This is a genomic window from Streptomyces sp. NPDC058685 (assembly GCF_042714725.1).
Taxonomy (GTDB): Bacteria; Actinomycetota; Actinomycetes; order Streptomycetales; family Streptomycetaceae; genus Streptomyces.
This window is the reverse complement of sequence record NZ_JBHXSL010000002.1, coordinates 78,647-91,607: the sequence shown is the minus strand read 5'-3', so window position 1 is coordinate 91,607 and position 12,961 is coordinate 78,647. Positions and strand designations below refer to the sequence as shown.

At 72.5% G+C, this 12,961-nt stretch carries 12 protein-coding genes and 1 tRNA gene; 8 read left to right on the top strand and 5 right to left on the bottom strand.

Annotated elements, in window-relative coordinates; genetic code table 11:
* Positions 1–191 precede the first annotated feature (191 nt).
* Positions 192–1,646: a hypothetical protein gene (locus ACFWU3_RS02180; protein ID WP_384430252.1), complete on the top strand. Its 1,455-nt coding sequence runs from the start codon at positions 192–194 to the stop codon at positions 1,644–1,646.
* Positions 1,647–1,924: 278 nt separating this feature from the next.
* On the opposite strand, the gene ACFWU3_RS02175 is transcribed toward ACFWU3_RS02180, so the two are convergent.
* Positions 1,925–2,692, bottom strand: a complete 768-nt coding sequence (locus ACFWU3_RS02175; protein WP_384429818.1) for an SDR family NAD(P)-dependent oxidoreductase — start codon at positions 2,690–2,692, stop codon at positions 1,925–1,927.
* A 156-nt stretch (positions 2,693–2,848) separates the two neighbouring features.
* Here ACFWU3_RS02175 and ACFWU3_RS02170 point away from each other — a divergent pair.
* From ACFWU3_RS02170 to ACFWU3_RS02150, 5 genes are all read left to right on the top strand, one after another.
* Positions 2,849–2,924, top strand: a tRNA-Asn gene (locus ACFWU3_RS02170).
* A gap of 235 nt (positions 2,925–3,159) precedes the next feature.
* A complete protein-coding gene (locus ACFWU3_RS02165) occupies positions 3,160–4,746 on the top strand; it encodes a TROVE domain-containing protein (protein WP_384429815.1) in 1,587 nt (528 codons plus the stop codon).
* Positions 4,747–4,795: 49 nt separating this feature from the next.
* Positions 4,796–5,536, top strand: a complete 741-nt coding sequence (locus ACFWU3_RS02160; protein WP_384429812.1) for a GntR family transcriptional regulator — start codon at positions 4,796–4,798, stop codon at positions 5,534–5,536.
* Positions 5,537–5,552: 16 nt separating this feature from the next.
* Entirely contained in the window at positions 5,553–6,569 is a 1,017-nt protein-coding gene (locus ACFWU3_RS02155) for a 1-aminocyclopropane-1-carboxylate deaminase (RefSeq protein ID WP_384429809.1), read from the top strand.
* A 28-nt stretch (positions 6,570–6,597) separates the two neighbouring features.
* Positions 6,598–6,828 (top strand): hypothetical protein, encoded by a 231-nt coding sequence (locus ACFWU3_RS02150; protein WP_313947053.1) that lies wholly within the window; start codon positions 6,598–6,600, stop codon positions 6,826–6,828.
* 58 nt (positions 6,829–6,886) lie between these two features.
* Here ACFWU3_RS02150 and ACFWU3_RS02145 read toward each other — a convergent pair whose 3' ends face one another.
* From ACFWU3_RS02145 to ACFWU3_RS02135, 3 genes are all read right to left on the bottom strand, one after another.
* Positions 6,887–8,101, bottom strand: a complete 1,215-nt coding sequence (locus tag ACFWU3_RS02145; RefSeq protein WP_313947054.1) for a TerD family protein — start codon at positions 8,099–8,101, stop codon at positions 6,887–6,889.
* A 45-nt stretch (positions 8,102–8,146) separates the two neighbouring features.
* Positions 8,147–8,365: a hypothetical protein gene (locus ACFWU3_RS02140; protein WP_384429807.1), complete on the bottom strand. Its 219-nt coding sequence runs from the start codon at positions 8,363–8,365 to the stop codon at positions 8,147–8,149.
* A gap of 93 nt (positions 8,366–8,458) precedes the next feature.
* Positions 8,459–9,283, bottom strand: coding sequence for an NAD-dependent epimerase/dehydratase family protein (locus ACFWU3_RS02135; RefSeq protein WP_384429804.1), 825 nt, complete (start codon positions 9,281–9,283; stop codon positions 8,459–8,461).
* A gap of 240 nt (positions 9,284–9,523) precedes the next feature.
* On the opposite strand from ACFWU3_RS02135, the gene ACFWU3_RS02130 reads away from it, so the two are divergent.
* Complete coding sequence (locus tag ACFWU3_RS02130) at positions 9,524–10,468, top strand: 5-dehydro-4-deoxyglucarate dehydratase (protein WP_384429801.1); 945 nt, start codon at positions 9,524–9,526, stop codon at positions 10,466–10,468.
* Positions 10,465–11,628 (top strand): hypothetical protein, encoded by a 1,164-nt coding sequence (locus ACFWU3_RS02125; protein WP_384429798.1) that lies wholly within the window; start codon positions 10,465–10,467, stop codon positions 11,626–11,628. The genes ACFWU3_RS02130 and ACFWU3_RS02125 overlap by 4 nt, the downstream gene beginning before the upstream one ends.
* On the opposite strand, the gene ACFWU3_RS02120 is transcribed toward ACFWU3_RS02125, so the two are convergent.
* A complete protein-coding gene (locus tag ACFWU3_RS02120; RefSeq protein ID WP_384429795.1) occupies positions 11,614–12,849 on the bottom strand; it encodes an MFS transporter in 1,236 nt (411 codons plus the stop codon). The two genes, ACFWU3_RS02125 and ACFWU3_RS02120, sit on opposite strands and share 15 nt — an antisense overlap.
* Between the last annotated feature and the right edge of the window lie 112 nt (positions 12,850–12,961).

The window sequence follows — 12,961 nt, the reverse complement described above, 5'->3', positions numbered from 1 at the left end:
CCGACGGACGGATGAACGCCCTCATGGGAGCGTTCCCGCGGTCCCCGGCCGCCCCGTGCGCCCTGCCGGAGCGCGGCGAAACCCGGTGAAATACGTCTACGCTGGGGGCGGCCCCGGGCCCTCGCCCCTGCCTCTCGGGCATGCGGCGGTCACCCCAGCCCGGACCCGTACGCCCCGAGGAGAAGCAGCAGATGCCCGAAGACCGCCCCACCCTGCCGCCGGCGCGGCTGCACTCGGAAGCGGAGCTGGCGCGGGACGCGCTGGCCACCCCGCTGCTGACCAGGGCCGTGAAGCTCGCCCGTTGGGCGGGGCCGGACACCCGGGTGGGTGCGGGCGGCGAACTGGCCGAGGAGCAACTGGCCGCGGCGGCGGCGGAACTGGGTCTGGGCGCCGAGGACGACGGGCCCGCGTACGCGAGCGAGGCCTGGCGTACCGCCGTCGACACCGGTCTGGTGGACGTCGAGGACCCGGAGGACGACGAGGCCGAGTACGGCACCGCCGCCGCCGGGGAGAACCTGGCGCTGATCACCTCCGGCGGACCGCAGGACGTCCTCACGATCTGGCTCGACGCGCTGGAGGCCGTGCACGCCGACGCGATCGCCCCGCTGCTGGACGACCTGGCCGAGGCGATCGGTGACGACGGCGAGATCGACTACGACGCGCTGGACTGGGACCCGGACGCGGAGGCCGAGTTCCTCGACGGTGTGCTCGGCAATCTCTATCTGCTGACCGTCACGGACGTCGGGGCGGGCGACGAGCCCGTGCCGCTGCCGGCGCTCGCCGCGTCGATGATCGTGCCGGACGACATGGGCGAGCCGACCGACGACGTGCTGGAGCAGGTCTCGGTGGCGATGATGCGGCTGGACGACCAGTTCCGGCTGCTGGAGCCGGTCGGTCTGGTGGAGTACCGGCCGGTGGACGAGGCCCTCATGGCCGAGGTCCCGGACGACGCCGAGGCCCCGTCCGCGGTCGACGAGGCGGACGTCTCGCGGTACGGCCTGGTCAAGCTGACCCCCCTCGGTCTCTACGGCATCCGCACGCGGATGCTGGAGGGCGGCATCGACGCGCCCGCCGTGGGGGACCTCGCCGACAAGGGCGCCGACGTCCTGCTCGACGGACTCGCGCACTACCCCGAGCGCGCCGCCCGCGCGGAGACCGAACAGTGGCTGGCCCGCCGCGAGCCCGCGGTCGCCGCGCACGAACTGCTCGGCGCGGCCCGGGGCGTCGACAAGGGCGCGCCGCTGCGCCGGCTGCACTGCCAGCAGGCGCTCACCCTGGTCGGCGCACAGGCCGAGTCCGAGGTCCGCGCGGTTCTCGACGACGCCGAACTGGGCGGTCTCGCACGGGTCTGGCTGGCCGAGCGGGGCGCCTCCGACGTGCCCGCACCGCCCGAGTCGATGATCTTCTGGCTCGCCATCGACACGATCGCGGCGCAGCTCGACGCGGACGGTGAACTGGAGGAGCTCCAGGGCCTGGTGGAGGGTCTCGCCGGTCAGCACAGCGGCTTCTTCGACGCTGCCTGGCGGGTGGACCACCCGGCGACGGCGGACGTCCTGGAGACGATGGGCCGTCTGCACCCGGACAAGAAGGTGGCCAAGGACGCGCGCAAGGCGGCGTTCAAGGCCCGTTCCAAGCCGGGCGCCTGAGGGCGAGGGCCTGGGTAGGCGGCGGGCGCGCGCAAGGCAGTGGCGGGGTGCTGACAGCGGCCGGGACCCGCACGCGGCACGCGCGCCGGCTGCCCGCACGGGGTACGCGCGCCGGCCGCTCGTGCTGCGGCTGAGCATCTGCCCTGGCCGCCGTGGGGCGGCTGACCACCCGCCCCGGCCGCCCGCGTGCGGTTGAGCCATCGCGCCGGCCGACCGCACTGGCCCCGCCCCGGCCGCTCGTGCCCCGGCCGCTCGTGCCGCGGCCGGCCCGTGCCGCGTCAGGTCCGCAGATGCGACGCCCCGTTGAGGTCGAGCACCGCGCCCGACGACCACTCCGCCGCCGGGGACGCCAGCCACAGCACCGCCGCCGCGATCTCCTCGGCGGACGCCACCCGGCCGAACGGACTCTGCGCGCGGATCGCCTCGCCCTCCGCGCCGCTCAGCCGGCCCGCCACGCGCTCCGTCTCGAAGAAGCCGGGCGCCACCGACGCGACGGCGATGCCGTAGGGCGCGAGGGACACCGCGAGCGACTGGCCGAGCGCGTGGACGGCTGCCTTGGTCGCCCCGTACGCGGGATGGTCCGGCTCGCCGCGGAACGCCCCGCGCGAGCCGATGTTGACGATCCGTCCGCCCGTGCCCGCCTCGATCATCCCGCGGGCCGCCAGATGGCTCAGGTTCGCCGTCGCCAGCAGGTTGACGGCCACATGCCGCTGCCAGACGGCCGTCCAGCGGTCGTACGGCGTCGAGGGGAGTGGATGCGCCTCGTTGACGGCCGCGTTGTTGACGAGCACATCGATGCAGCCGAGTTCCTCCGCGGCCCGTGCGGCGACCGAACGCGCGCCCTCCGGATCCGACAGGTCACCGCCGAGCAGCACATGCCCGGTGCCGGGGAGGGAGCCGAGCGTCTGCCGCGCCTCCTCTTCGCGTGAGCCGTAGTGCACGGCGACCCGGTCACCGTTGGTGGCGAAAGCCTGCGCGACGGCGCGGCCCAGGCCCCGGGAGGCACCGCTGACGAGGACGCGCCTGCCGGTTGCGGGGAAAGTCATGGACTTCAACGGCCTTTCGGAGTCGGGACGTCTACCGTGCCCTGTCTACGCCATGCGACGCGTGGGCCGGCGACCGGCCCTGTCGCATCCGTTGCCTCATCGGCCGTGTTCGCGAAAAACCCTTCGCGCCGCCGGACACCCGCCTTTTAGAGTGATGCCTGTCCAGGTGCGAAGGCAGGACCTACTTCCACTGTTAATGGGGCGGTCGCGGGTTCGAGTCCCGCCATCGGCTTTCCCGCCGATGTAGCTCAGACGGCAGAGCACCTTGTCGGTTCCGCCGGCTTCGACCTCTGGACACATGCTCATGCACCTCCCGGTGCGCAGGCTGCGGCTACTTCCTTATCCGAAATCACGCCGCCGCCACCTTTGATCTCGGGAGGCCGGCATGCGGGGGGTCACCAACGCGCGGAGAGTGTTTTCCGCATTCCCCGATGCCGCCCTTCCCCGCCGAATTCGGGGGAATTCACATGGCACGTTTCAATGTGCGCGGCGCGAAGGCGTCGGTCACCTCGCCCGTCCGCTCGATCGGCCGTACGCTCCGTACGCATCAGGGCGGCAAGGGCGTCGAGCGCGACGCGCGTTCCGAGCTCTTCCTGCTCGCCGTGGCCAACTTCGTCTCCCAGCAGACCTTCTACGAGTCGGGCGAGGACCGCGACAGCCGATTCGCGCAGCTCGTGCGCGAGCTCGCCGTCGAGGACCCGGAGTGGACCGCGGGTCTGCTCGGCTGGCTGCGCGGCGAGGGGAATCTGCGTACCGCCTCGATCGTCGGCGCCGCCGAATACGTCAAGGCGCGGCTCGACGCGTCCGCGACCGCCGGCCCGTCGAACCGTCAGGTCGTCGCCTCCGTCCTGCGCCGTCCCGATGAGCCGGGCGAACTGCTCGGCTACTGGACCTCGCGGTACGGCCGGAACGTGCCCAAGCCCGTCAAGCGCGGCATCGCCGACGCGGTCGCCCGCCTGTGGAACGGCAAGGCCCTGCTGAAGTACGACACCGCCGGCAAGGGCTACCGCTTCGGCGACATCCTCAACCTCGTGCACGCGAAGCCCGATCCGGCGAAGCCGTGGCAGGGAGAGCTGTTCCGCTACGCGCTCGACCGCCGGCACAACCCGGACTCCGCCGAGCCGCCGGCCTCCAACCGCACGCTCGTCGCGCACCGCGCGCTGATGGCCACTCCCGTCGCCGAGCGGCGCGCGGTGGTCACCGCGCCGGACGGCGCCGCCCGCCTCGCCGAGGCGGGCATGACGTGGGAGGCGCTCGCGGGGTGGCTCCAGGGCCCGATGGACGCGGCGGCCTGGGAGGCCGTCATTCCGTCGATGGGACCGATGGCGCTGATCCGCAATCTGCGCAACTTCGACGAGGCGGGTGTCCGTGACGAGGTCGCGGAGAGGGTCGCGGCCGAGATCTCCGACCCCGACGTGGTCGCGCGGTCACGGCAGTTCCCCTTCCGCTACCTCGCGGCGTACCAGCACGCCCCGTCGCTGCGCTGGTCGTACGCGCTGGAGAAGGCGCTCGGCCACTCGCTGGCGAACGTGCCGTCGCTGCCGGGCCGGACGCTCGTCCTGGTCGACCGCTCCGGCTCCATGTGGGCGCGCCTGTCGGAGCGTTCCGAGCTCAACCGGGCGGACGCCGCGGCGGTGTTCGGCGCGGCCGTGGCCATGCGGGCGGCCCACGCCGACCTGGTGGAGTTCGGCACGACCAGCTCCCGGGTGAGGTACCGCCGGGGCGAGTCGGTGCTGAAGGTGCTCGGCCGCTTCGGCGACCTGGGCGGCACGGACACGACACGGGCCGTACGGGCGCACTACCGGGGCCACGACCGGGTGCTGATCGTCACCGACGAGCAGGCCGCGTACAGCCACTACGGCGACCCGACCGAGCAGGTCCCGGCACAGGTGCCCGTCTACACCTGGAACCTGGCGGGGTACCGGGCGGGCCACGCGCCCTCGGGCGGTCCCGGCCGGCACACCTTCGGCGGACTGACCGACGCGGCGTTCCGGATGGTGCCGCTGCTGGAGCGCGGTCACAGCGCCGACTGGCCGTGGGTCCCGACCCCCTGAAGGCCGGGCCGTTGTGCTCCCCGGTGGTTGACATCTAACATGTCAGTTCATGGGAGCACTGCGGCCCGTCGGGCGGACCCTGCTGCGGGACACCGCGTACGCGGCCATCCGCGACGCCATCGTGTGCGGCGAGCTGCCGCCCGGGGAGCCGGTGCGCGACGCCGACCTCGCGGGCCGGCTCGGCCTGTCCCGGGCACCGGTCCGTGACGCCCTCGCCCGGCTCGCCGAGGAAGGACTCGTCGAGACCAAGCCGCAGAGCTACACGCGGGTGACCCGGCTCGACCCGCGGGCCGTGCGCGAGGCCGCCGTGGTGGTGCGGGCGATGCACGAACTCGCCGCGCGGACCGGAGTGCCCCTGCTCGGGGCGGACGACGTCAAGGCCATGCGGGAAGCCAACGAGCGCTTCGTACGGGCCACCCGTACCGGTGAGGTCGGCGAGGCGCTGCGGGCCGACGACGACCTTCACGAGGTGCTCGTCCGGGCCTGCGGCAACCGTGCGGTCGCCGCGACGATCGCCCGCTTCACACCGCTGCTGCGGCGGCTGGAGTGGCGCCGGTTCGCCGAGGCGGGAGCGCTGGAGTCGGCGGCCCGGCACGAGCGGCTGATCGACGCCTGCGCCGCGGGGGACGCCGACGAGGCGGCCCGGATCACCGCGACGATCTGGCACTCCCTCGAAGATCTCGCCGACGACCCGGACGACCCCGCGCCGGTCAGGGCCGACCCCGCTCCTGTCCGGGGAGAGGGGGCCGGCATCACGCAGGCCGACGGCGAACAGGACACCGCCCCCTGACCCGAAGGAGCTCAGCATGTCGATCTCGTCGTACGAGCGCCATCCGCTGCTGTTCGGTCCCTCGCCGGTGCACCGCCTCGAACGGCTCACCCGTCATCTCGGCGGAGCCGACCTATGGGCCAAGCGCGAGGACTGCAACTCGCCCCTCGCGTTCGGCGGCAACAAGACCCGCAAGCTGGAGTACCTCGTCGCCGACGCGCTCGCCCGGGGATGCGACACGCTCGTGTCGATCGGGGGCGTCCAGTCGAACCACACCCGCCAGGTCGCCGCCGTCGCCGCCCGCACCGGGCTCGCCTGTGTGCTGGTGCAGGAGAGCTGGGTGGACTGGCCGGACGCGGTCTACGACAAGGTCGGCAACATCCTCATCAGCCGCCTCGCGGGCGCGGACGTCCGTCTGGTGCGCGCGGGATTCGGGATCGGCGTCAAGGAGAGCTTCGAGCAGGCGCTCCGCGAGGTGGAGGAGGCCGGCGGCCGCCCCTACGCCATCCCCGCCGGCGCCTCCGACCACCCGCTCGGCGGACTCGGCTTCGCGAACTGGGCGTGCGAGGTCGCCCAACAGGAGAGGGAGCTGGACGTCTTCTTCGACACCATCGTGGTCTGCTCGGTCACCGGCAGCACCCAGGCCGGGATGATCGCCGGGTTCGCCGCGCTCGAAGAGGCGGGCGGGCGTCCGCGCCGGGTCCTCGGGATCGATGCCTCGGCGGCTCCGGACCGCACCCGCGAGCAGATCGGCCGTATCGCCCGGAACACCGCCTCACTCGTGGGGGTGGAGCGGGAGCTGCGGGACGAGGAGATCGAACTCGACGAGCGCTATCACGCGGGCACCTACGGCATCCCCGACGAGGCGACGCTGGACGCCATGCGACTCGCGGCCCGTACGGAAGGAATGGTGACGGACCCGGTGTACGAGGGTAAATCGATGGCAGGGCTCATCGACCTGGTCGAACGGGGAGAAATCGGGTCCGAGGCTGTCGTGCTTTATGCCCATCTGGGCGGGCAGCCGGCGCTCAATGCCTACAGCGCGTTGTTCTGATGCGGCCCGAGGGGCCATACTCACGGTAATGACCAAGTCAGCCGGATCCCGGCGCCATCTGCCCTCCAGTCCCTTCAACAGAACGGCCCCGGCAGCCCCGCCGATCGAGCAGTACGAAGTGGGTGACCGGGTCTCGCACGACCAGTTCGGCCTCGGCAGAGTCATCGCAGTCGAGGGTGACAATGCTGCTGTGCTCGTCGATTTCTCCGGTCGCAAGGGAAGAATTCCGAGCCCTTACTCCAAGCTGGCCAAGCTCTGAGCCCCACCGCCGCCGGGCCCGACGTCGATGCGAACGACGGAGGGCCCGGCGGCTGCGGTTACAGGGCCTGAGCGGCAGGCTTCACCATGCCGCGCACGGTCCGGGACTTCACGAAGTCCCCGATGGCGGTCATCTCCCACTCGCCGGAGAACTGCTTGATCAGCTTCGCCATCATCACGCCGGTCTGCGGCTCCGCGCCGGTGAGGTCGAAGCGCACCAGCTCCTCGCCAGACGCCGCGTCGATCAGCCGGCAGTAGGCCTTGGCGACCTCGGTGAACTTCTGGCCGGAGAAGGAGTTCACCGTGAAGACCAGGCCGGTGGCGTCCGCCGGGAGCCTGCCGAGGTCCACGACGATCACCTCGTCGTCTCCCGCGCCCTCGCCCGTCAGATTGTCGCCGGAGTGCTTGATCGCGCCGTTCAGGATGGTCAGCTTGCCGAAGTAGCAGCTGTCCAGGTGGTTGCGGTTGGGGCCGTACGCGATGACGGAGGCGTCGAGGTCGATGTCCTTGCCGCGGTAGGCGGGCTCCCAGCCGAGGCCCATCTTGACCTGGGACAGCAGCGGACGGCCGCCCTTGACCAGGGACACCGTCTGGTTCTTCTGGAGACTGACGCGGCCCTTGTCGAGGTTGATCTTCCCGGCGCCGGGGGCGGGCGCCGCCGGGGGAGCGGCGGGGGCCGGAGGGGCCTGGGCGATCCGCGGGTCGGGCGCGGCGGGTGCGACCGGGGCGGGCTGCGCCGCGGGAGCCGCGGGTGCGGGGGCCGCCGCGGGCTCCTCGTCGACCGAGACGCCGAAGTCGGTGGCGATGCCCGCCAGTCCGTTGGCGTACCCCTGGCCGACCGCGCGGGCCTTCCAGGCGCCGTTGCGCAGATAGATCTCCACGATCACGAGCGCGGTCTCGGAGCCGAGCTGCGGCGGGGTGAAGGTGGCGAGCGCGCTGCCGTCGTCGGCGTTGCGGATGGTGGCGGTCGGCTCGATGCCCTGGAAGGTCTGTCCGGCGGCGTCGGGGCTCGCCGTCACGACGATCTTCTCGATGCCGGGCGGGACGGCGGCCGTGTCCACGATGATCGCGTCCGGGGCGGTGCCGCCGCCGGAGCGGTGACTCACACCGGGGCCCGCCGGCTGGTTGTAGAAGATGAAATCGTCATCGGAGCGCACCTTGCCGTCGCCGGTGAGCAGCAGGCCCGAAACGTCGAGCCGCACCGGGGCGGCGACGTCCACCGCCACGCGAGCGGCGGAGAGAGGGATGTTCGAGCCGGGGGTCATAGCTGTCATGCCAGGGGTAACGAGCGAGGGCGCTTTACCGTTCCCTTACTGTTCTCACCGGTTGCGGGGGTGATTTCTGGCCGCCCGCTCGTTCCCGAACTTGTACGCGCCGGTCCAGCGGGCCATCACCAGTTGCGCGTCACCGGACTCCACCTCCGCCAGGAACTTCTCGGCGCGCGGACCGCGCAGGGTGCCCGCCGACCGGCCGCGGTGGGTGATGACGACGCTGCCGTCGCCGCGCTGTTCGTACGTGAATCCGAAAGGTCTCGCCATGGCGGCCATCCTGGCCGGTGCGGGGCGCCGACGGCACGCGAATATTCGTCGGCCCCGGAGCCGGTCCGCACGGGGCTTGTCGGTAGGGGCCGGTCAGTACGGCCACAGGGGCGGGTTGGTGACGAAGTGACCCCCCAGATACGCGTGGTCCGGGTTGTCCGGGTCCAGTTCGCCCTGTTCGGCGACGAGCTTCTCCGCGTACTGCTCCGAGTCGTCCTGCGGGTCGTACCCGAGCGCGCGTGCCGTCGAGAGGTCCCACCACAGGCGGGTGTTGGCGGACGAGCCGTAGACGACGGCGTGGCCCACCTCCTCGGCGGTCAGGGCGGCGTGGAAGAGACGTGCGCCGTCGCCGGGGCTCATCCACACCGAGAGCATCCGCACCGACGTGGGCTCCATGAAACAGGAGCCGATGCGGACCGAGACACTTTCCACGCCGTGCTGGTCCCAGTAGAGCTGGGCCAGGTCCTCGCCGAAGCACTTGGACAGGCCGTAGTACGTGTCCGGCCGGCGGGGTGTGTCGATCGGGATGAGCGCGGACGGCGCGATCGGGGCTTCGCCCCGCGGGCGCGGGGTGAAGCCGACGGCGTGGTTGCTGGAGGCGAAGACCACGCGCCGGACGCCTTCCTCGCGGGCCGCCTCGTAGAGGTTGTACGTGCCCTCGATGTTGGCGCGCAGGATCTTCTCGAAGGGGGCTTCCAGCGAGATGCCCGCCAGATGGATGATCGCGTCGACACCGCGGACCGCCTCCCGCAACGCCTCCTTGTCGGCCAGGTCGGCGGTCACGGCCTCCGGCTCCCCCTCGATCGGGGTGGCGTCGAAGAGCCTGAGTTCGTAGCCGTACGCGGGAAGCAGTCCCCGCATCAGCGTGCCGAGGCCGCCTGCTGCGCCGGTGAGCAGGACGATGCGGGGAGCGGGCATGGATGGTTCTCCTTGAAATGCTCAGGTCCGTAGACAGCATTCACATGCATGGACACGCTAGGGAGTCGTCGGGGCACCGTCAAGTGTGGCCCGGACGGTCCGGCTCCGCCTCTGAGTTGCGGTTTTCCGTCTTGACCGGCGCCGCCCGGCTGCCCTAGCGTGACGGCGTTCAGAGATATGGACGTCGATCAGAATTGTGCACGAGTCACGGAGGCTCGGTGCACGGCCCAGGGAGCGCCCGTGACCACAGCCCCGCTCGCCGCCCGGCTCACCCGGGTCCAAGGACCGCTGTTCTTCCCCGTCACCCCGTACGGGCCGGACGGCTCCGTCGATCTCGACACCCTCCGGGCCCATGTGCGCGCGGGCGTCGACGCCGGCGCGGCCGCGGTGTTCGCCTGCTGCGGGACGGGCGAGTTCCACGCCCTCACCCTCGAGGAGTTCGCTCAATGCGTCGCCGCGGCGGTGGACGAGACCGCCGGCGCGGTGCCCGTCGTCGCCGGAGCGGGCTACGGCACCGCCCTCGCCGTCCAGTACGCGCGGACCGCCGAAGAGGCGGGCGCCGACGGACTGCTCGCCATGCCGCCCTACCTCGTCGTCGCCGACCAGGCCGGACTGCTGCGCCATTACACGGAGCTGGCCGCGGCGACCTCCCTCGACGTCATCGTCTACCAGCGCGACAACGCGCTCTTCACCCCCGAGACCGTCGTGCAACTCGCCGCGACCGACGGGATCATCGGCCTCAAGGACGGCTACGGCGACCTCGACCTGATGCAGCGGATCGTCAGCGCCGTCCGCCGGGACGCCCCCGAGCGGGAGTTCCTCTACTTCAACGGGCTGCCCACCGCGGAACTCACCGGGCTCGCCTACCGCGGCATCGGCATCTCCCTCTACTCCTCCGCCGTCTTCGCCTTCGCCCCCGACATCGCCATCGCGTTCCACCGCGCGCTGGCGTCCGGCGACGACAAGACCGTGAACCGGCTGCTCGACGGCTTCTACGTGCCCCTGGTCGAACTGCGCAACCTGGGCCGCGGCTACGCCGTCTCGCTCGTGAAGGCCGGTGTGCGTCTCGAAGGGCTCGACGTCGGCGGGGTGCGCCCGCCGCTCAGCGAGCCGGCCGAGGTCCACGTCAAGGCGCTGGCCGCACTCGTCGAACGCGGCCGGGCACTGCTGGAGGAGCCCGCGTGAAGACCTCTGTCTTCCTCTACCCCTGGGACGTCGTCGGGGACCCGGACGCCGCGGCCCGGATCGCCGCCCTCGGTGTCCGACAGGTCACCCTCGCCGCCGCCTACCACTCCACCCGCGCCCTGACCCCCCGCCACCCGCGGCACCGCATCGTCACCGCCGAACACGCCGCCGTGCTCTACGAGATGGACGAGCAACGGTGGGCGGGGCGTGAGCTGCGGCCGTACGCCCCCGGAGCCTGGGCGTCCGGCGACGCGTACGGGGAGGCGGCGGCCGCCCTCGCCGACGCCGGCCTGGAGGTGCACACCTGGGTGGTCCTCGCCCACAACTCCCGGCTGGGCGCCGAGCATCCGGACACCTCCGTCGTCAACGCGTACGGCGACCGCTACCCCTGGGCGCCCTGCATCGCGCGCCCCGCCGTCCGGGAACTGGTCGTGAACCTGGCCGCCGAGGCGGCGGCGAGGCCCGGCGCGCGCGGCACCGAGCTGGAGTCCTGCGGCTGGTACGGCCTCGCCCATCTGCACGCCCACGACAAGATCGCCGGCGTGGGCCTCGGCGACGCGGCCCAGTATCTGATGTCCCTGTGCTTCTGCTCCGTCTGCCGCGAGGGATACCGGCAGCTCGGCGCGGAACCCTCCGTGCTGGCGGCCGCCGTACGGGGGGCGCTGGAGCCGGTCTGGGCGGGGGAGGCCCCGGTGGACGTGAGCATCGACAAGCTGCTGGGCGCCGAACTCGCCGCGGCGACACTCGACTTCAGGACCCGCACCGCGCGGACGCTCCAGGAGGACACGGTCGCCGCGGTGCGTGCCGCGGCTCCCGACGGATTCCAGGTGCTGCTGCACGCCGACCCGGTGGCGTACCACTGCGGGGCCAACGCGGGCGTCGACCCGGCGCACATCCTGTCCGTCGCGGACGGCGTGGTGGTGCCGTGCACCGGTGGCACGCAGCTGCTGAAGCCGTTCGCGGACCGCCGCGGGAGCGCGGACGTACTGGCCGCCAACCTCACCGTCGTCGGCGGGATGGGCGGCAGCCCGGGCACGCTGGCCGAGGACGCCGCGCGGGCCGCGGAGCTCGGGGCGACGGAACTGCGGCTGTACCACGCGGGGTTGGCGTCGGACGCGGACCTGGAGCTGGTGGCGGCAGCGGTGTCACGGGTGGGCTGAGCCTCCCGCGGGCCCTCGGGCGCGGGACGGGACAGGCGCGCCCCGCCGCCCTCCAAGGGCCAGTGCCAGTACCAGTCCCGCCGCGCCCGTCACCGACAGCAGCACCGTCACATCGGCCACCGCGACCAGCCCCGCACCCACCGCGAGGGCCACCGCGTTCGGGGCGAAGACCAGGGTGTTCGCGGTGGCCGCAGTGCGGCCGAGGAGCGCGTCCGGCGTCTCCCGCTGCACCGCCGTCAGCGCCGCGACCAGGACGCACGGCAGCCCCAGCCCGATCGCCGCGCTGCACGCCAGAGCCGCCGCGTCGAACGGCAGGGAGCGCAGCGCCACCGCCACCGCGAACAGCGCGGCGCCGGCCGCGGCGTAAGCCCGCTCCGGCATCCTCCGCAGCAGCGGGCCGGCGAGAAGTCCGCTGATCACCGAGCCGACGCCCTGCACCGCGTACAGCACGCCCACATACGTGGGGGAGCGGCCGAGCACATCGTCGGTCACGGCGAAGATCAGCGCGCCGTTCAGGCCCGCCAGCAGCATCACCGTGCCTCCGCCCAGCACCAGGGGACGCAGCACCGGCGAGTGCCACAGAAACCTCGCACCCTCGGCGGTCTGCGCGCGCCAGGTGCCCGCGGCCGGGCGGACCGGCCGCTCCTCCGGTACCCGCAGGGTCATGAAGACGCCGGCGGCCAGCGCGAACGAGAGGGCGTCCAGCATCGCCACCGAGGCGCCGCCGAACCGGGCGAAGAGGCCCGCCCCGGCGAGCGGCGCGATCAGTTTCATGCCCTCGTTCGCCGTCAACCGCAGCCCGTTGAAGTCGCCGAGCAGTCTGCTGTCCACCACCGTCGCGACCAGTCCCGCCTCCGCCGCGTCGTGCACGACGGTGCTCATCCCGTAGACGACGAGGACGGCGAACAGGATCCACACCCGCGCGGCCGAGTCCACCGCCGCCAACGGCAGCAGGAGCAGGCACATCGCGAGGTTGACGCGGATCAGCAGCGGCCGGCGGCGCACCCGGTCCGCGACCGTGCCCAGCAGCGGACCGGCCAGCACCGGAGCCCACATCGCGAACGTCGTCAGTGCCGCCAGACTGTCCGACCCGGTCAGCGACTTGACCCAGATGCCGGACACCAGCCACATCGCGGACGAGCCGAAACCCGACACGACCACCCCGGCCAGATACAGCCCCGCATCGCGGTCCCGCAGCACCGCACCCGCCCGCCGCCCCACAGCCCACCCGCCTCCTTCGACCCGTCGTGCGGATCAGCGTGACGGCTGAGGAGGCCGCGGCGGATCGGGCAGATGCCCTACGTCGTGTCCGGCCGGGCCATGCGGTCCTCGT

Bases quoted from the DNA above. Each gene is read 5' to 3' on its own strand.
- ACFWU3_RS02160 (WP_384429812.1), top strand. From the start codon at position 4,796: ATGGGAGCACTGCGGCCCGTCGGGCGGACCCTGCTGCGGGACACCGCG.
- ACFWU3_RS02165 (WP_384429815.1), top strand. From the start codon at position 3,160: ATGGCACGTTTCAATGTGCGCGGCGCGAAGGCGTCGGTCACCTCGCCC.
- ACFWU3_RS02140 (WP_384429807.1), bottom strand. From the start codon at position 8,365: ATGGCGAGACCTTTCGGATTCACGTACGAACAGCGCGGCGACGGCAGC.
- ACFWU3_RS02135 (WP_384429804.1), bottom strand. From the start codon at position 9,283: ATGCCCGCTCCCCGCATCGTCCTGCTCACCGGCGCAGCAGGCGGCCTC.
- ACFWU3_RS02175 (WP_384429818.1), bottom strand. From the start codon at position 2,692: ATGACTTTCCCCGCAACCGGCAGGCGCGTCCTCGTCAGCGGTGCCTCC.
- ACFWU3_RS02150 (WP_313947053.1), top strand. From the start codon at position 6,598: ATGACCAAGTCAGCCGGATCCCGGCGCCATCTGCCCTCCAGTCCCTTC.
- ACFWU3_RS02180 (WP_384430252.1), top strand. From the start codon at position 192: ATGCCCGAAGACCGCCCCACCCTGCCGCCGGCGCGGCTGCACTCGGAA.
- ACFWU3_RS02155 (WP_384429809.1), top strand. From the start codon at position 5,553: ATGTCGATCTCGTCGTACGAGCGCCATCCGCTGCTGTTCGGTCCCTCG.
- ACFWU3_RS02145 (WP_313947054.1), bottom strand. From the start codon at position 8,101: ATGACAGCTATGACCCCCGGCTCGAACATCCCTCTCTCCGCCGCTCGC.